15 protein-coding genes are annotated in these 16620 nt (G+C 66.7%); 8 read left to right on the forward strand and 7 right to left on the reverse strand.

The window, feature by feature from the left end; genetic code table 11:
- Positions 1-70: 70 nt before the first annotated feature.
- The 4 genes from rpmE (at position 71) to mobA (ending at position 3967) form a co-directional block, all read left to right on the forward strand.
- Positions 71-277 carry a 50S ribosomal protein L31 gene (gene rpmE, locus B059_RS0102540; protein WP_018076672.1) on the forward strand — a complete coding sequence of 69 codons (207 nt, stop codon included), beginning with the start codon at positions 71-73 and terminating at the stop codon, positions 275-277.
- 142 nt (positions 278-419) lie between these two features.
- Positions 420-1841: a M48 family metalloprotease gene (locus tag B059_RS0102545; RefSeq protein WP_026177258.1), complete on the forward strand. Its 1422-nt coding sequence runs from the start codon at positions 420-422 to the stop codon at positions 1839-1841.
- Positions 1831-3393 carry an ArnT family glycosyltransferase gene (locus B059_RS0102550; RefSeq protein WP_018076673.1) on the forward strand — a complete coding sequence of 521 codons (1563 nt, stop codon included), beginning with the start codon at positions 1831-1833 and terminating at the stop codon, positions 3391-3393. Before B059_RS0102545 ends, B059_RS0102550 begins: the two co-directional genes overlap by 11 nt.
- Positions 3394-3412: 19 nt before the next feature.
- The gene (gene mobA / locus B059_RS0102555; protein ID WP_245538715.1) at positions 3413-3967 is read left to right on the forward strand and encodes a molybdenum cofactor guanylyltransferase MobA; all 555 of its coding nucleotides are present in this window, start codon (positions 3413-3415) and stop codon (positions 3965-3967) included.
- Here the strand turns inward: mobA and B059_RS0102560 are convergent.
- The 6 genes from B059_RS0102560 to B059_RS0102585 are packed head-to-tail and all read right to left on the reverse strand — an operon-like array spanning position 3964 to position 12100.
- Positions 3964-4713 (reverse strand): MBL fold metallo-hydrolase, encoded by a 750-nt coding sequence (locus B059_RS0102560; RefSeq protein ID WP_018076675.1) that lies wholly within the window; start codon positions 4711-4713, stop codon positions 3964-3966. The genes mobA and B059_RS0102560 overlap by 4 nt on opposite strands.
- A 22-nt stretch (positions 4714-4735) precedes the next feature.
- A complete protein-coding gene (gene glcF, locus B059_RS0102565) occupies positions 4736-5965 on the reverse strand; it encodes a glycolate oxidase subunit GlcF (RefSeq protein ID WP_018076676.1) in 1230 nt (409 codons plus the stop codon).
- A 1-nt stretch (position 5966) separates the two neighbouring features.
- Positions 5967-7013, reverse strand: coding sequence for a glycolate oxidase subunit GlcE (glcE, locus tag B059_RS0102570; RefSeq protein WP_018076677.1), 1047 nt, complete (start codon positions 7011-7013; stop codon positions 5967-5969).
- Positions 7013-8467: an FAD-linked oxidase C-terminal domain-containing protein gene (locus tag B059_RS0102575; RefSeq protein ID WP_018076678.1), complete on the reverse strand. Its 1455-nt coding sequence runs from the start codon at positions 8465-8467 to the stop codon at positions 7013-7015. The genes glcE and B059_RS0102575 overlap by 1 nt, the downstream gene beginning before the upstream one ends.
- Positions 8468-8486: 19 nt before the next feature.
- Positions 8487-9821, reverse strand: coding sequence for a four-carbon acid sugar kinase family protein (locus tag B059_RS0102580; RefSeq protein WP_018076679.1), 1335 nt, complete (start codon positions 9819-9821; stop codon positions 8487-8489).
- A 53-nt stretch (positions 9822-9874) separates the two neighbouring features.
- Positions 9875-12100 (reverse strand): phosphoketolase family protein, encoded by a 2226-nt coding sequence (locus B059_RS0102585; protein ID WP_018076680.1) that lies wholly within the window; start codon positions 12098-12100, stop codon positions 9875-9877.
- Between the two features lie 107 nt (positions 12101-12207).
- Between B059_RS0102585 and B059_RS0102590 the strand changes: the two genes are divergently transcribed.
- From B059_RS0102590 to B059_RS0102605, 4 genes are all read left to right on the forward strand, one after another.
- Positions 12208-12972 (forward strand): IclR family transcriptional regulator, encoded by a 765-nt coding sequence (locus B059_RS0102590; RefSeq protein ID WP_018076681.1) that lies wholly within the window; start codon positions 12208-12210, stop codon positions 12970-12972.
- Positions 12973-13228: 256 nt separating this feature from the next.
- A complete protein-coding gene (locus B059_RS0102595) occupies positions 13229-13819 on the forward strand; it encodes a DVUA0089 family protein (RefSeq protein ID WP_018076682.1) in 591 nt (196 codons plus the stop codon).
- 205 nt (positions 13820-14024) lie between these two features.
- Entirely contained in the window at positions 14025-15050 is a 1026-nt protein-coding gene (locus B059_RS0102600; protein ID WP_026177260.1) for an AI-2E family transporter, read from the forward strand.
- Positions 15050-15589 carry a glycine cleavage system transcriptional repressor gene (locus tag B059_RS0102605; RefSeq protein WP_018076684.1) on the forward strand — a complete coding sequence of 180 codons (540 nt, stop codon included), beginning with the start codon at positions 15050-15052 and terminating at the stop codon, positions 15587-15589. Before B059_RS0102600 ends, B059_RS0102605 begins: the two co-directional genes overlap by 1 nt.
- A gap of 61 nt (positions 15590-15650) precedes the next feature.
- Here the strand turns inward: B059_RS0102605 and B059_RS0102610 are convergent, their stop codons facing one another.
- Positions 15651-16616, reverse strand: coding sequence for a hypothetical protein (locus B059_RS0102610; RefSeq protein ID WP_018076685.1), 966 nt, complete (start codon positions 16614-16616; stop codon positions 15651-15653).
- Positions 16617-16620 lie beyond the last annotated feature (4 nt).

Genomic DNA, 16620 nt, shown 5'->3' on the forward strand with positions numbered 1-16620 from the left:
CGGCTTGCGCATCATGCGCTGTTCCGCTACAATCCCGCGTTCTCCGAATTCAACCCGTTAAGGAATTGCCATGAAATCCGGCATTCACCCCGATTACAAGGAAGTCGCCGTGACCTGCTCCTGCGGCAGCACGTTCAAAACCCGCTCCACGCTGGGTAAGGAAGTCCTGCGCGTGGAAGTCTGCGCGGCCTGCCATCCTTTCTACACCGGCAAGCAGAAGATCGTCGACACGGCCGGCCGTGTCGAGAAATTCCGCCAGCGCTATGGCATGAAGTAAGCCGGTTGGCACGGTGTGCAGGATGCGACTGAAAGCGGCTTCGGCCGCTTTTTGCGTTCTGGCGGCGACACGACGGTATCATTGAAGACTCCCCGATCAGGATGAGGCAAACGTGACTCCCCGAGCTTTCCGCCGTATCGCAATGACCGTTCTCGGCGCGCTGGCGCTGACGCACTGCGCGCAAAATCCGGTGACGGGCGGCAAGGACTTCGTGCTGATGTCGGAGCAGCAGGAAGTCCAGATGGGTGCGCAGGCACACCAGGATGTGCTGAAGGAATACGCGGCACTGGACAATCCGGCGCTGCAGGCCTACGTCGACGAGGTCGGCCAGCGGCTGGCGAAAAAAAGCCACCGACCGGATCTGTCATGGCACTTCACCGTGGTCGACAGCCCTGACGTCAACGCCTTCGCCCTACCGGGCGGCTATGTCTACATCACCCGCGGCATCATGGCCTATCTGAATTCCGAGGCCGAGCTGGCAGGGGTGGTGGGGCATGAAATCGGCCATGTCACCGCGCGCCACGGGGTACGCCAGCAAAGCGCGTCCACCGCGGCAGGGCTGGGCGCGGTGCTGGGCTCGATTCTGGTGCCAGGGATGAACAATCAGGCGGGTGCATCGCTATTGCAAACGCTGGCGCAGGCCTGGACCGCCGGCTACGGGCGCGAGCACGAACTGGAATCCGACCGCCTCGGCGCCGAATACCTGGCCAGGAGCGGCTACAACCCGCAGGCAATGATCGAGGTCATCGGCGCGCTGAAAAACCAGGAGCTGTTTGCCGCCGAACAGGCCAAGCGCGGCGGCCATCAGCCGCGCACCTATCATGGCACTTTCGACACCCACCCAAGCAACGATGCGCGCCTGCAGCAGGTGGTGGGCGAGGCAAACAAGTACAGCGTCGCCAATCCGCGCGACGGCCGCAACGATTTCCTGCAGAAAATGGCCGGCGTGTATTTTGGCGACAGCCCCGGCCAGGGCGTGATCCGCAACAATGCCCTGTTGCATGAAAAACTCGGGCTGGCGCTACAGTTTCCGCCCGGCTGGCAGGTACGTAATCGCCCCGACCGGGTGGTGGCGACGAGCCCCCAGGGCGATGCGATGATCGAGCTGCAGCAGGGGCCGAAAAACGATAAACCGCTGGAGACGCTGCAGAAAGGACTCAAGCTGGATGCCGGCGCGCGTTACGACAGCGGCAATCTCGGCGGCCACCCGGCCGCATTCGCGGCGGGTGCGCAGCAGGGCAAACCGGTAGTGGTGGCGGCGGTGGTGTTCAACGGCACGCAGTACCTGATCGCAGGCATGGCCAAGGACCGGCCCACGTACGACCGCGAGCGCAGCGCCCTGCGCGCGGCGATCAACAGCTTCCACGCGCTTGGCGCGACGGAGCGGCAGGCGGCGCGGCCCTATGTGCTGCGCCTGCTGACGGCGCAATCCGGTACCACGATGGCTGCTCTGGCGCGGCAGTCGCCACTGGGTAGCGACGCCGAAAGCCAGTTGCGTCTGCTGAACGATCTCTACCCCGGCGGCGAGCCCCAACCGGGACAGCTCCTCAAAATTGTTCAATAAGCGCCTGATCACGCCTCAGCTCGGGCTGTTGCTGCTGTGTGCGGCCTGGCTGGTGCCGGGACTGGTGGGGCATGCGCCGTGGAAAGGCGGCGACGGCGATCATTTCGTCCGGCTGTGGCTGCTGCTGCAAAGCGGGACTGCGCCCCAGGCCGCCCCGGCTACGCCGCCCCTGTATTACTGGGTTGCCGCCGCAACCGCCTGGCTCACTTCGTCCGTCCTGGATTTGGCCGATGGCGCGCGCCTGGCTTCGGGCCTGTTCATCGCGCTGGCGCTGTTTTTTGTGGCACGCACGGCGCGCGTGCTCTACGGCGCCGAGACAGGCTGGGCGGCGGTGCTCATCTTGCTGGGTTGCGTGGGCCTGCTGGTGCGCGGCCATGAGCTCAACGCCTATACCGCCCAGTTTGCCGCCGCTGCCGTGATGCTGTACGGCATTGCCAGCCTGCCGCAGAATGCCCGCAGCGGCTGGGTATTGGGGGGCGGCGCGGTCTTGATGCTGCTGGCCGGCGGCGCGGCGGAAGCCTTGCTGTTTCTGTTGCTGGCGGCATTGATGCCGCTGTTGCTGACGGAGTACCGCAGTCCGGCGACGCGCCGTTCGCTGGCCTGGGGCGTGGGCGGCGCGCTGCTGTTCGGCGCAGCCTGGCTGGCCTTTCTGGCAACGCAGCATATTCCATTGATGCGCGCATTCAATCTGCAGCGCTGGCTGGGCAGCGACAGCCTGCGGCCGGGCTATTATCCCGGCATCCTCGGCTGGTACGCCTGGCCGGCATGGCCGCTGGCGGCGTGGGCGGTATACCGGGAACGGCGGCAATGGCGTACGCCGGGCATGGTGCTGCCAGTCGCGGCGCTGGCGGGCTTGCTCGGCCTGTACGCCCTGGCGGCCGATCCCGATGAGGAGCAAGGTCTTATCCTGCTGTTGCCGCTGGCGCTACTGGGTGCCGCCGGACTGTTCACGCTGCGGCGTGGCGCGGCCAACGCCTTGCTGTGGTTTGCGGTCATGCTGTTCGGCTTTATCGGACTGCTGTTCTGGATCTACTGGAGCGCGCACGATCTCGGCAGCCCGGCGCGGCTGGCCACGCGGCTCGGCAAGCTGGGGATGACCCATGTCGGCGAGTTGCGTCCATGGGCATTGGCGCTGGGCATTGCCGTCACCCTGGCCTGGATCGTCTTTCTGGCGCGCCTTCAGCGTTCGCCGCTGCGGCCCATGCTGGCATGGACCGCCGGCATGACCTTCATCTGGACGCTGTTGATGGCCTTGTTTCTGATGCCGCTCGACCGCCGCCTGAGTTATGTCGGCGTGGGCGAAGCGCTGGCTGCGCGGGTGCCGCAAACCGCCTGCGTCCAGACCTATCAGGTGCGCAGCCAGCAGCGTCTGCTGCTTGCCTATCACAGCGGACGCCTGCTTGCCCCGGCCGATATCGGATGCGACTGGCTGCTGGTGGAAACCCGGCGCCGCGAGGCCGAGCCGCATGTCCCGGACGTCTGGGTCAAGCAGTGGGAAGGCGCGCGCCCCGGCGACCGTTCGGACCGCTTTCATCTGTATGTCCGCCGCTAGAGGACGGGGAACGGCGCGCGTGGCCGCCGTCATTCTGGCGGGGGGGCAAGGCCGCCGCATGGGCGGAGCCGACAAGGGGCTGATCGAATACCGGGGACGCCCGCTGGTCGAATGGGCGCTCGCCACGCTCGCCCCGCAGGTCGACGCGCTCATGATCAGCGCTAATCGCAATGCCGGGCGTTACGCGGCTTATGGCCACCGCGTGCTGGCCGATACCCTGCCCGACTTTCCCGGCCCGCTGGCGGGCGTGCTGGCGGCGCTACAGGCGGTGGAGGCGGACTGGCTGGTGGTGGTGCCGTGCGATACGCCGCATCTGCCAGCCGATTTGGTGATCCGCCTGCTGGGCGCGGCGCAGCTGGAAAGCGTGCCGCTGGCGGTGGCGGAAGACGGCGCGCGCGTGCACCACACCTGCTTCATCGTGCGCACCGATCAGCGCGCGAATCTGGCCGCGTTTCTCGCGCGTGGCGAGCGCGCGGTGCGTCACTGGCAGGCAGGACTGGCTTCGACGACAGTACGTTTCGACCCTGCCGGGTTCGCCAATTTCAACCAGCCCGACGATCTTCAGCCCGGCTAGCCTTGCCGGCTCTCGGCGATCTGCGCGCAATACTGTTGCAAATGCTCCGGCACGCCGGGCGGGCAGGTGCCGCAGTCGCGGTTGCCGGGAACGGCGTAGTCGATGAACTTGGGGTAGGCAAGCTGCAGTCCGTTCATCAGCGCAACGAAATCCTCCAGCGTGCGGTCGCCGCCGAGACGTGGATTGCGCGCCTTTTCCTGGCCGATGGTGCTGATCCGGCGCTGTTCGTAGTCGTGCGCCGGATAGACCAGGGTGTCGTCGTCGTAGGCAAACAGCTTGCCGCGCACCGAGTGGTACAGCGCGGCCGCATCGCCGCTCTGGAAGTCGGTGCGTCCGCAGGCTTCGATCAGCAGCGCGTCGCCGGTGTAGAGCCGGCCGGCGTGGGCGAAGGCGAAGTGGTTGTCGGTATGGCCGGGCGTGTGGATCGGCGTCAGTTCGATCGAGCCCATCTTGAACGGCGTGCCGTCTACGATGCCGATGTCGGTGCACGGCAGTGCATCGAGCGCGGGGCCGGCGATGCGGCTGCCGGCAATCGCTTTCAGCTTCTTCGCCGAAGTGATGTGGTCGGCGTGGATGTGCGTCTCCACCGTGTAGGCAAGCTTCAGCCCCAGCTTGTCGATTTCACCGAGGTCGCGCTCCCAGGTCGGCAGCACCGGGTCGATCAGCAGCGCCTGGCCGGTTTCCTCGCAGCCGAGCAGATAGGTATAGGTGCTGGAAACGGATTCGAACAGTTGCTTGAAAATCATGGCGTGTCTCCTTGAGGGGTATTCAGGATGCGGCCTGCGCCTCGTCCAGAAGTTCCACCCAGTGTTTTACCGGGATGCGGCTTCCCGATTGCAGATGCGTCAGGCAGCCGATGTTGGCGGTGACGATTAGCTCGGGCTCCCCCGCCGTCAGATTACCGAGCTTGCGGGTTTTCAGCTGGCCTGCGATCTCGGGCTGCAGGATCGAGTACGTACCGGCCGAGCCGCAGCAGAGGTGCTTTTCCGCGACCGGCGTGAGTTCGAAGCCGGCGTCGCTGAGCAGCGCTTCGACGCCGCCCGTGAGCTTCTGCCCATGCTGCAGGGTGCACGGCGGATGGTAGGCGATGCGTTGCGACGCCGGCTTCGTGGCGAGATCCTTCAGTGCGTTGCGCTCGGCGCCGAGAATTTCCGAGATGTCCTGTGTCGCGGCGGAGACGCGCGCGGCCTTTTCCGCATAGGCGGCGTCATGCCGCAGCAGCCAGCCGTAGTCCTTCACCATCACCCCGCAGCCGGAGGCGGTCATCACGATGGCTTCGACGCCCGTGTCGAGGTGCGGAATCCAGGCGTCGATGTTGCGCCGTGCGGCAGCGAGACCCGCGTCGGTGTCGTTGAGATGGTGCGCCAGCGCGCCGCAGCAGCCGGCCTCGTTCGTGGCGACGAGCGAGATGCCGATGCGGTCGAGCACGCGCGCGGCGGCGGTGTTGATGTTGGGCTTGAGGCCGGGCTGCACGCAGCCTTGCAAGACCAGCATGCGGCGTTGATGGCGCGGTGCGGGCCACATGCCGGCGTGCTCGGCGGGCGGAATCCGCGCCTTCAGAAAACCCGGCATCAGGCCGCTCAGGCTCTGCCCGAGCCTGAGCGTGCTGTTGAACAGCAGGGAGGTGCCGAGGCCGGTCTTCAGCACCGCGCGCGTGGCGTTTTCGAGGGGGCTGCGGCCGACCTTCTCCTCGACGAGGTGGCGGCCGATGTCGAGCAGCTTGCCGTATTCCACGCCCGACGGGCAGGTGGTCTCGCAGTTGCGGCAGGTCAGGCAGCGGTCGAGATGGAGTTGGGTCTTCGCCGTCGGCGTCGCACCTTCGAGCACCTGCTTCATCAGGTAGATGCGGCCGCGCGGCGAATCGAGTTCGTTGCCGAGCACCTGGTAGGTGGGACAGGTGGCAAGGCAGAAGCCGCAATGCACGCAGCTGCGCAGAATGCGCTCGGCGACCTCGCCCTCGGGGGTGTTACGGAAGGAATCGGCGAGATGGGTCTGCATGTCAGAAATCGGGATGCATCCGGCCGCGGTTGAAGAGGCCCTTGGGATCGAAGCGCTGCTTGAGGGCGCGGTGCAGCGTCAGCATCGCCGGGGCGAGCGGGGTGAACACGCCGTCGGGCGGTGCGTCGCCGCGGAACAGGGTGGCGTGGCCGCCGGCGGTCTGCGCTGCCGCGCGCAGCGCGGCGGCGGGCCGCTCCGAGGCCAGCCAGCGCACCGCGCCGCCCCACTCGACCCACAGCGCGTCGCCCAGCTTCAGCGGCGGGGTGGTCGGCTTGACCGCCAGCCGCCACAGCGGACGCTTGTCGAAGAAGGGCGTGGCCTGGTCGCGCAGGCGCTGCCAGAACGCGGCGGCGTCATTCAGCGGATCGCCGCCGAGTTTGGCCTGTGCGGCGTGCACCGCGGAGGCCGCGCCCGACAGTCGCACGGTCAGCAGGCCGGCGTGCCATGAGCTCGCCGACAGCGGCAGCGGCTGGCCGGCCCACTGGTTCATTCGCAGAATCGCCGCGGCTTCGTCGAGTTCGAATTGCAGCGTGGTTTCCGTCGCCGGTTGCGGCAGCACCTTGAGCGAGATTTCGGTGATCAGGCCGAGCGTGCCGAGTGCGCCGACCATCAGGCGCGACACGTCGTAGCCGGCGACGTTCTTGATCACCTGGCCGCCGAAGCGCAGCGGCTGGCCGGTGCCGTCGATGATGCGCACGCCGAGCACGAAGTCGCGCGCAGCGCCGGCGTGAGGCCGGCGCGGGCCGGACAGCCCGGCGGCGATGCTGCCGCCGAGCGTGGCCGCTCCACCGAAGTGCGGTGGCTCGAACGCCAGCATCTGGTTCTGTTCGGCGAGCAGGGCCTCGATCTCGGTGAGCGGGGTGCCGGCGCGAGCGGTCAGCACCAGCTCCTTCGGCTGATAGTCGACGACGCCGGTGAGCGTGCGAGTGCTCAGGATTTCTCCTTCATCGGTGTTGCCATAGAAGGCCTTGCTGCCCCCGCCCTGGAGGATGAGCGGGGTGCTTTCGGCGTGGGCTGCGCGGATGCGCTCGATGAAGACGTCGAGCATCAGAACCTCGGCAGCTCGGGGTGCGGCAGCCGGCCGGCGTGGACGTGCATCGCGCCCCACTCGGCGCAGCGGTGCAGCTCGGGCACCGCCTTGCCGGGGTTGAGCAGGGTGTCGGGATCGAACGCCGCCTTCACCTCGTGGAAGCGGGTGAGCTCGGGGGGGGCGAACTGCGCGCACATCTGCCTGATTTTCTCCAGGCCGACGCCGTGCTCGCCGGTGATGGTGCCGCCGGCCTCGACGCACAGTTCGAGAATCCTGCCGCCGAAGTCTTCGGCCTTCTGCAATTCGCCCGCCTGGTTGGCGTCGAACAGGATCAGCGGGTGCAGGTTGCCGTCGCCGGCGTGGAACACGTTGGCCACACGCAGGCCGAATTCATCGCTCATTTCGCTGATGCGTTTCAGCACGTGCGGCAGCTGCGCGCGCGGGATGGTGCCGTCCATGCAGTAGTAGTCGGGCGCAAGGCGGCCGACGGCAGGGAACGCGGCCTTGCGCCCGGCCCAGAATTTTAGGCGTTGCTCCTCGCTGTCGGCGGTGCGGATTTCGGTCGCGCCGGAGGCTTCGAGCACCTGGCGCACGGTGTAGATGTCGGCCGACACTTCCTCGTTGACGCCGTCGACCTCGCACAGCAGCAGCGCCTCGCAATCGAGCGGGTAGCCGGCGTGGACGAAGGCCTCGGCGGCCCTGATCGCAAGGCGGTCCATCATTTCCAGCCCGGCCGGAATCACCCCGGCGGCAATGATGTTGCCGACCGCCGCACCGGCCTTCGCCACGTCGTCGAAGGCCGCCAACACCACCTGCGCGCGTTCGGGGCGCGGCAGCAGCTTGACGGTGACCTCGGTGATCACCGCCAGCATCCCTTCCGATCCGGTCAACAGCGCCAGCAGGTCGTAGCCGGGGGCATCGAGCGCGTCGCTGCCGATTTCGAGCACGTCGCCCGCGATCGTCAGCGCGCGCAGCTTCATGATGTTGTGCACGGTGAGGCCGTATTTCAGGCAGTGCACGCCGCCCGAGTTCTCGGCGACGTTGCCGCCGATCGAGCAGGCGATCTGCGACGAGGGGTCGGGCGCGTAGTAGAGGCCGTGCGGCGCGACGGCCTCCGAGATCGCGAGGTTGCGCACGCCGGGCTCGACGACCGCGGTGCGGGCGAGCGGGTCGATGGCCTTGACGCGGTTGAGTTTCGCCAGCACCAGCAGCACCGCGCCGTCGACCGGCAAGGCGCCTGCGGCAAGGCCGGTGCCGGCGCCGCGTGCCACCACCGCGACCCGGTTTTCATGGCACAGCTGCAGCACCGCCGCCACCTGCGCCTCGTTCTCCGGCAACGCCACTACGTCGGGGACGTTGCGGTAGGCGGCGAGCCCGTCCGACTCGAAGGGCACGAGATCCTCGCGCTCGTTGAGGACGCAGTGTGCCGGCAGGACGCTGCGCAGCTTGGACAGGAAGGCGGGGCTCAGCATGCGGGGGCGGGGCTAGGATTCAGGTTGCGAGTTTAGCCGGGCTTGCCTGCGCGCGCGAGGGCGCCAGCCGCCGGTAGGCTTCTGCCAGCGCGCCGTCGCCGCCGACGTTGCCGGGGAAGATCACCACCGGCAGCTGCGGCAGGCGATGGTCGGCCGGCGTCTGCACCACGGTGACGCCGGGCAGGATCTGCCCCAGCACCCGCGAGGTGATGAGTTCGAGCCCGGTCGACAGCACGTCGTTGGAAGTGATGCCGCCCTTGCTGATGAGGAAACCCAGCGTCCCGGGCAGCCGCTTTACTACATCCATCAGCGTCGCGGACACCGCTTCGCCGAAGGCCAGGCGCTCGGCGATGCTGGCGAACTGCAGTTCGCTGCGGCTGGTGAACACCACCGGGGTCAGGCCCTTTGCATGGGCGTGGACGATGCTCGCGGTGAGTTCGTCTACCGCGGCGGCACGCCCGGCCGGCAAGCGGGTGACGTCGAGCGGCAGACCGACCACGCCGCGCTCTTTCAAGAGCTGCGTCAGCTGCGCCGTGGTTTTCGCCACGTGCGAGCCGACCACGACCGCACCGGGCCGGCCGTCGCGCACCAGGCTGGCGAAGGCCTCGGCCGCCACCGGCTGCGATGGCAGCTTCGCCAGCGCGGTCAGCAGTGAGGCGGCGCTGCGGAACAAGAGGCGCTTGCCATCCGCCGCCGCCTTCAGCACGGCGTCGGCGAAGCTGCGGTAGTCGTCGGGCGATTCGCCGTCGACCACGCCGATCGCGTTGTTTGCGAGCGACGCGAGCCAGATGCCCGCCTTGCCGGCGCGCAGGTCGGTCAGCGTGAGGCGCGCCACATCCTTCGCGGCGACGCGGCCGGCGGTCTTCTCGGCGACGTAGTCGGGCAGGAATGCAGTCGTGTAGCCGAACACCGAGTCGCGCGCGAACTCGGTCTCGTGCGTCGGTACTGGCGTGCCGTCGACGACGAGGTAGTGGGTGCTGTCGCGGGTGATGCGTCCGCCTTCGAAGAACGCCGGGGTGAGCAGCGTCGCGTCGAACGGTCCGAGCACCTCGTTCATCACGTCGGTCTCCACCGGATAGTGGCCGCGTAGGGTCGAGTCGGAACGTGATACGAACAGCACCGGCCCGGCGTAGTCGGCCAGCGCCGCCTTGAGATTGATGCACACCTCGCGGGTGATTTCAGCCGCGCGCGTTGCGTCCATGCCGCGCGTGTTGGTCAGAACGAAAAACAGCGGCGCGGCATCAGCCAGCGCCGTCTTCAGCGTGGCGACGTCCCAGCGCGTCAGCAGCAGGCAGGAATGCACGGTCTGCGATCCGGTGGGGTCGTCGTCGAGAACGATGATTTTCGGGTTCATGGTGTTGACCTTTCATGTCCGCGAATGCGCGGGCGCGCATTCGCGGAGAGCTTTCAAGCTACCGCCTGCTCCAGCATCGCCAGCGCCCGCTCGTGCATCGCCTGAGCGTTCATGCCGTTGAAGTCGAACAGCTGCTGCGGGTTGGCGGTGGTCTCGCCGCGCTTCCAGCAGAAGACGTCGCGCTCGCGTGCCTGGCTGCGCAGCAGCACCGGTTCGAGCGGCGCAGACGGCCCGCCGCTGACGCCGAGCAGCACGTCACCGTGGAACATGGCCTTGAAGGCGGCGTCATCCATGAAGCAGCCGTCGGGCTCGGACACGCTGTCCCACAGCACGTCGCCCGGACGATAGAGGCGGCGCGGGTTGACCACGGCGACGATGCGCGAGCCGATGCCGGCTTCGGCCAGCTTGTCGGCGGCGGCGAACACCGGTTGCAGCACCATGTCGCCGGTGACGGCGAACACGACGGTGTGCGAGCCCTTGGTTTCGCGCAGCACCATTGCGCCGTCGTCGATCGCCTGGCGGCTTTGCGCCATCGTCGCGTGGATCGGCAACGGTGACTTCGACGCAGTGATGACGATGCCCTTGTTGTGCTGCTTCAAGGCCCAGTCGTAGCTCGCCTGGATCATGTTGGCATCGACCGGGAACAGCGGGTAGACGTTGCCGTTGCGCATCATCGCGGCGAAGTAGCTTTCGATTTCGGGGCGCTGGTGGGTCCAGCCGTTGCGGCCCTGCTCGAGCGCGCCGGCGGTGAACAGGCACACCGTCGCCGGGGTCGGGCGGCGCAGCTCGGCCATCGCCTGCGTCACCGTCTGCCAGATCGGCAGGCCGTTGATGGCGAAGGATTCGTAGCTGCACCACAGGCTGCGCCCGCCGAACAGCGCGATACCCACCGCGAGGCCGGCGCAGGCGTCCTCGTTGAGCGGCTCGTAGACCTGGCCGGACGGGCCCTGGAAGTAGAGGTCGTCGGCGGTCGGGTGGCGGATCGTCAGCGCCTTGTTGATGTTGGCCATGCCCGAGGCTTCGTTGCCGTCGGCGTTGGTGACGACGAACAGCGGATCGCGCTTGCCGACCTCGCCAACCACGTGGCCGAAGGCGGTGGTCGGGATGTGGTTTTCGCCGACGGCGAATTCATTCAGCGGCAGGCCGTCGAGGCTAGGCAGATCGCGAACGCTCTCGGTCACCGCGACCTTTGCGGCGGGGCCGCCGCCGGCGTGACGGAAGTTTTCGCGCGTCACCTTCCACGCCTGGATCGGCAGCGCGCGGCGCTGCAGACCGCCCTTCACGTCGTCGGAGTCGAGCGTGTGGTGGGCGTAGAGGTTGTGCGACTTGGCGCCGGTGGCATGCACGCCGGCGCCCTTCAGCTGCTTGACGATGAGGCAGGCGCGGCGACCGGACAGCGCACTCCTGGCGGCAGCGTCGGCCGCCTTGAGGATGGCGCCGGTGAAGGCCATGCGCGCGGCGAAACCGAAGGTGGTGCTGTCCACATAGACCGGGGCGTCGTCCGTGTCGGCGAATTCGCGGGCGTCGACCAGATGGACTTCATCGAATCCATGCGCGCGCCAGTAGGCGGCCATGCGGCCGTTATCCCACAGCGACACCATGCTGTGATGCTCCTGTGAATAGCCGTTCCACACCAGCACCGGCAAGTAGTTGGTAACGTCTGGATACGCGGTGGCGAAATGCTGGAACGCGCTCATGATGTAGGGTTCGCCGAGGCCGCCGTCGCCGATGGTGACGGGAAACAGCTTGTCGCGGTGCAGGTAGGCGCCGGCCATGGCGAAATGCTGGCCCTGGCCCAGCGGGCCGGCGGGCGCCAGCAGGCCGGGGATCGCGCCCGACAGGTGACCCAGGAGGCCGTGGCGCTCGCGGAAGCGCGCGCGCATCTCGGCCACGCTGTGGATGCCCATGGCTTCCAGCGAGGTATCGAGAAACATCGCCGAATAGAAACCGGGTGCGTGGTGGCCCACCTCGGTCACCATGTTGCGGTGGCCCAGCAGATGCAGTGCGGCGACCGCATCGGCGCTGGAGGCGAAGCCGCCGGGATGGCCGGACGACTTGCTGCCGGTGACCTGCAGCGTCAGGTAGCGCAACGCGTCAGCGGCAAGCAGGGTCTGGTAGATGGACGCTTCGCTGGTGGCGTCGGGCAGCGCGGGCTGGCCGGGTCCGAGGAGCGGGGCGACCCCCAGACGCTCGATTTCCGGGAAACCGTCGGCGAAATACTGGATGCCTTCGCAGAAGGCGGGCAGGGTCTCGGGGGCGGACTGCATCTGGGCGCTCATGGCACATCCTTTCACAATATGAAATTGTTTCGCGCTATGCGAAACGATGGACGTATTGAAGCAGTAAACTGTCCATAATTTCACATCGCGTGATAAATTTTCACTTTATGAAAAACGCCAGCTCCTCGATCCAGGTCCTCGACCGCGCCATGGCGCTGGTCGGCATTCTTTCCCGCGCACCCGGGCCGATCGGTCTGACCCGCCTCGCCGGCGAGGCCGGGCTGCACACCGCCAGCGCACACCGCATCCTCGGCGCATTGATGGCGCACGGCCTGGTCGAAAAAACCGGTGCCGGCGAATACGATCTGGGCGTGCGCTGGTTGGAAGTGGGCAATCGCTTGCGCGCCCGGCTGAACATCCGTCAGGTGGCGATGCCATTCATGCAAAAACTTGCTGAACTGACCGGCGAGACAGTCAACCTGATCGTACGGCGCGGCGACGAGGCGGTCTATGTCGAGCGCGTATCGGGCGGCCAGACCCTGATCCAGGTGGTGCAGGTGGTCGGTGCGCATGCACCCCTGCACGTCACCGCAGTGGGCAAGATATTCCTTGCCGAGGACAGCGCCAGCGGCGTGATGGGCTATGCCGAGCGCACCGGCTTGCCGGCCTACACCACGAACACGCTGACTTCACTGGAGCGGCTCAGCGCCGAACTGGGCACGATCCGCCGCGAGCGCCTGGCCTACGATCGCGAGGAGGCCGAGCTGGGGGTGGCGTGCATCGGCGCGCCGATCCGCGATGCCGAAGGCAAGCTGATTGCCGGCTTGTCGATCTCGGCGCCGGCCGAGCGTCACAAGGCGGGCTGGGCCGAGGCGCTGCAACAGGCGGCGGCACAGACTGGCGCCGCGCTGGGTTATCTGGCTGAAGCCTGAGTATCGCCGCGTTACGCCGCACCCCGGTGTCGGGTATTTTTACAGTTCGCACAGGAATTGCGGCTGCCAGACTCCAGGTGACGCAAGTATCTGGATTAAGCCTCTGTAATAAAAGCGATTCATGCTTTGCGTCGAACCATGGCATGCAAGCTGCTTTAGTCGCTACGGCTTGCCAGCCCCGATGCTGCCAGTATCCCGGCAGCGCCAGCCCGGTTCGCGACAATAAAATCCTAAGACAGGCAAGAAAGCGGAAAACATGAACTCAAACCTGCGTATCGCCGGCATGGTCCTCATGCTGGCCTGCGGCATAAGCCCGGCTCAGGCCGCCTATATGGAATCGGGCGACGCCTCGAATTTTCTCGCGGCGGCCCAAATGGCGACGGACGCGGTGATACAGGGCAACATCACTGAAGCCGATGAAGGCGATGTCTACAAGGTCGTGTTCGGAACCGGCGGCACCCTGTCGATCGGTACCGCCGGTTCGATCGACGCGCAGATCGGCCTGTTCGATGCGGGCTTCAATGCGCTGGCCGGGGATGACGATTCCGGTAGCGACCTCAACGCCTTCCTGAGCTACGCAATCAACGCCGGCACCTATTACATCGGCATTGGCGACTTCGCCATGCTTGCAATCAATACCGGCAACCAGGCGTGGCTCATGGACGGTCTGGCGCCCGCCGGCTTCGGCGCGGTGTCGTATATCGACAACCAGACCTCGATCATGACAGGCGACTACACGCTGTCGCTGTCCATGCAGCCGCTCAACCCGGTGCCCGAACCCGCCAGCCTCGCCCTGCTTGGGGCCGGCCTGGCCGGCCTCGGCATGTTACGCCGCAAGGCAGGCTGAATCCGGTGCTGCGGCTGTCAGCGCGGCGGCCGCGACGGAAGCAACAAAGCCCGCAATTTGGCGGGCTTTGTTGCATGGGGCAATCCGTCTGCGCCCATGGCCGCAGCCGATCCGAAACGGTGACCGCAGGCGGCCGAATGCCCGGGACGAATCATTTCAACTGCGGGCGCTTGCCCAGGAACGCTTTTCTTGGCACTGTGCCGCCATGATCGCTGTCCCCGTATCTTCGCCCGCCACCCGCTACCAGTTCGCCGCCTGGCTGATGATGGCAGCCGGGTTGCTGCTCGTCCTGCAGCTGCACTTGCTGCCGGCGCTGCTGGCGGGTCTGCTGGTGGCGCAACTGGTGCATTTGCTGGCGCCGCGTTTTGTCATTGGCCGTCTCGACCACATCTGGGCCAAGGTGCTGGTGGTGTCGCTCATCACCCTGATCGTGCTGGGCGTGCTGGGCGGGTTTATCGCGGGGGCGATCCTGTATCTGCGCACCGAAGGCGGGCTGGCCGGGCTGCTGAAGAAAATGGCCGAGATCATCGAAAATTCGCGTGAACTGCTGCCGCTGTGGGCGGCCGAGTGGATGCCGCAGGGCGACGAGTCGGTGATCCGCGCAGGGCTGGTCGAATGGCTGCGCACCCATGCGCAGGATATTCGCAAGCTCAGCGGCGACGCCGGCCGCGGGGTGCTCCACTTCATCATCGGCCTGGTCATCGGCAGCTTCGTTGCATTGCGCGAAGCACGCCCGCATCAGGCGCTGGCACCGCTGGCGCAAGCCATGGCCGAACGGGTGAACCGCCTGGGCGAGGCGTTTCGCCGGGTGGTGTTTGCGCAGATGCGCATCTCGGCGCTCAATGCGCTGCTGACCGCGGCTTACCTGCTGCTGGTGCTGCCGGCGTTCGGGGTGCACTTACCTTTCACCAAAACCATGATCGTCGTCACCTTCATCGTCGGTCTGCTGCCGGTGCTGGGCAACCTCATTTCCAATACGATCATCGTCGTCATTTCGCTATCGCATTCGCTGCACGTTGCGGCGGCTTCACTGGCGTTTCTGGTCATCATCCACAAGCTCGAATATTTCGTGAATGCCCGTATCATCGGCGGCCAGATCCAGGCGCGCGCATGGGAGCTGCTGATTGCCATGCTGGTGATGGAGGCGGCCTTCGGCGTGCAGGGCGTCATCGCCGCGCCGATCATCTATGCGTATATCAAAAAAGAATTATCCGACCGGGAGCTCATCTAATGTCCAACGACACCGAATCACTCGTCATCACCGCCAGCGGGGAAGACAAACTTGGCCTGGTGGAGGGATTCACCCGCCGCATTTCGGACAGCGGCTGCAATATCGAGGAGTCGCGGATGGCCGCGCTGGGTGGGCGTTTCGCGCTGCTGATGCGTGTTTCTGGCAGCTGGGACGCGCTGGCCAAACTGGAAGCGCGGCTTCCCGCCGTCGCCGAAGAGCTGGGTCTCTCGCTCACCCAGCAGCGCACCCGCCCCACGCGGGCCGACAAGCCGCTGATTCCCTACACCGTCGAAGTCGCCGCGCTCGACCAGCCCGGCATCGTCAACAGCCTCGCCAATTTCTTCGCGCGGCTGCACATCAACATCGAAGCGCTCGACACTGAAACCTACCCTGCCCCGCACACCGGCGCGCCGATGTTCGCCGTCCACATGACGCTGGGCATTCCCGCCGACGCCCACATTGCCACCCTGCGCGGCGATTTTCTGGATTACTGCGATGACCAGAATCTGGATGCGACCTTCGAGCCGGTGCGGATATGACGCAGCACGCGGCGTCTGCGGGCGCGTCTGCGGTACCGCCACCCACAACCTTGTCGCCTGATTATTCGCGCTCGCTGGCGTCGAGTTCGATGTAGAACATCGGCACCGCATCGTCCGCTTGGCTCCTGCGCGGCAGGCCGCGCACCAGGGCGGCTTCCACGCGCGCGGCCTGCAAGGCGGCGCGGTCGATGACGGCGGGATACAGGCGGCAGTGTTTTTCGATCAGTTCGGCCTGGCGGCAGGCGCAGGTTTCGAGCGCGCCGCGGGTGGCGGCGTCGAGGTGCGGTAGCAGCAGCATCCAGGGTGCCTGCCAGGCATGGTAGTCATGCACCAGCCGGGTGTGGGCGGTATCCATACCGGCGGTAGCGATGAACAGCGGCGGGAAGGCGTCGGCCTCCAGCACGCGCCCGTGCAGGGCATCGCCGCCTTGCCTTGTGTGCAGCCCCAGCCCGGCACCGTCGTCCGAGCGGCGGAACCACTGTGCCACGCCGCTGGCGAGACTGTTCACATAACCCGTCAGATACCCACCAGCGGACTCGTCGAGCCCGGCAATCGCCGTGCTCTGGAAGCGTTCCTGCGCGGCCATGCCGGCGCGCCAGTCGAGCGGCGGTTTGGTGTCGGTTTCGCTGTCGGCGCATACGCTGTGCAGCAGTGCCAGCGGCTGGTCGTGGCGGTCGAGCAGCCAGAGCTCGAATTGATCGCGAAAGGCGAACGGCACCGCACGATACATCTTGAGCAGGTGCTCGTAGACCACCGCGCCCATGTCTTCCAGCCGCTTGAAATCGTCCGACGGGTACAGCGGCCCGCGCTTCAGCCCCGTTTCCACCGACCAGTGGCCATAGCGGATGTCGGAAATCTGCGCCCGCCGTCCGGCGCGTCCCAGGCCGTCGAGCAGCGCGTCGTTGGCGACATAGATATCCCACTCGATGCCGTCGGTGGTGACCGCCTCGGCCGAGCGGTAGCGAATGACGTGCACCACCCCGCGAAACGGGTTGAGCAGGCGTTGAGCGTAGCATTCGATCTGCATGCGG

The organism is Thiobacillus denitrificans DSM 12475, from assembly GCF_000376425.1.
Classification (GTDB): domain Bacteria; phylum Pseudomonadota; class Gammaproteobacteria; order Burkholderiales; family Thiobacillaceae; genus Thiobacillus; species Thiobacillus denitrificans.

What these genes read in the sequence shown, in the direction of transcription:
- rpmE (WP_018076672.1), top strand. Translation starts at nt 71, where the DNA reads ATGAAATCCGGCATTCACCCCGATTACAAGGAAGTCGCCGTGACCTGC.
- B059_RS0102545 (WP_026177258.1), top strand. Translation starts at nt 420, where the DNA reads ATGACCGTTCTCGGCGCGCTGGCGCTGACGCACTGCGCGCAAAATCCG.
- B059_RS0102560 (WP_018076675.1), bottom strand. Translation starts at nt 4,713, where the DNA reads ATGATTTTCAAGCAACTGTTCGAATCCGTTTCCAGCACCTATACCTAT.
- glcF (WP_018076676.1), bottom strand. Translation starts at nt 5,965, where the DNA reads ATGCAGACCCATCTCGCCGATTCCTTCCGTAACACCCCCGAGGGCGAG.
- glcE (WP_018076677.1), bottom strand. Translation starts at nt 7,013, where the DNA reads ATGCTCGACGTCTTCATCGAGCGCATCCGCGCAGCCCACGCCGAAAGC.
- B059_RS0102575 (WP_018076678.1), bottom strand. Translation starts at nt 8,467, where the DNA reads ATGCTGAGCCCCGCCTTCCTGTCCAAGCTGCGCAGCGTCCTGCCGGCA.
- B059_RS0102580 (WP_018076679.1), bottom strand. Translation starts at nt 9,821, where the DNA reads ATGAACCCGAAAATCATCGTTCTCGACGACGACCCCACCGGATCGCAG.
- B059_RS0102585 (WP_018076680.1), bottom strand. Translation starts at nt 12,100, where the DNA reads ATGAGCGCCCAGATGCAGTCCGCCCCCGAGACCCTGCCCGCCTTCTGC.
- B059_RS0102590 (WP_018076681.1), top strand. Translation starts at nt 12,208, where the DNA reads ATGAAAAACGCCAGCTCCTCGATCCAGGTCCTCGACCGCGCCATGGCG.
- B059_RS0102595 (WP_018076682.1), top strand. Translation starts at nt 13,229, where the DNA reads ATGAACTCAAACCTGCGTATCGCCGGCATGGTCCTCATGCTGGCCTGC.
- B059_RS0102600 (WP_026177260.1), top strand. Translation starts at nt 14,025, where the DNA reads ATGATCGCTGTCCCCGTATCTTCGCCCGCCACCCGCTACCAGTTCGCC.
- B059_RS0102605 (WP_018076684.1), top strand. Translation starts at nt 15,050, where the DNA reads ATGTCCAACGACACCGAATCACTCGTCATCACCGCCAGCGGGGAAGAC.
- B059_RS0102610 (WP_018076685.1), bottom strand. Translation starts at nt 16,616, where the DNA reads ATGCAGATCGAATGCTACGCTCAACGCCTGCTCAACCCGTTTCGCGGG.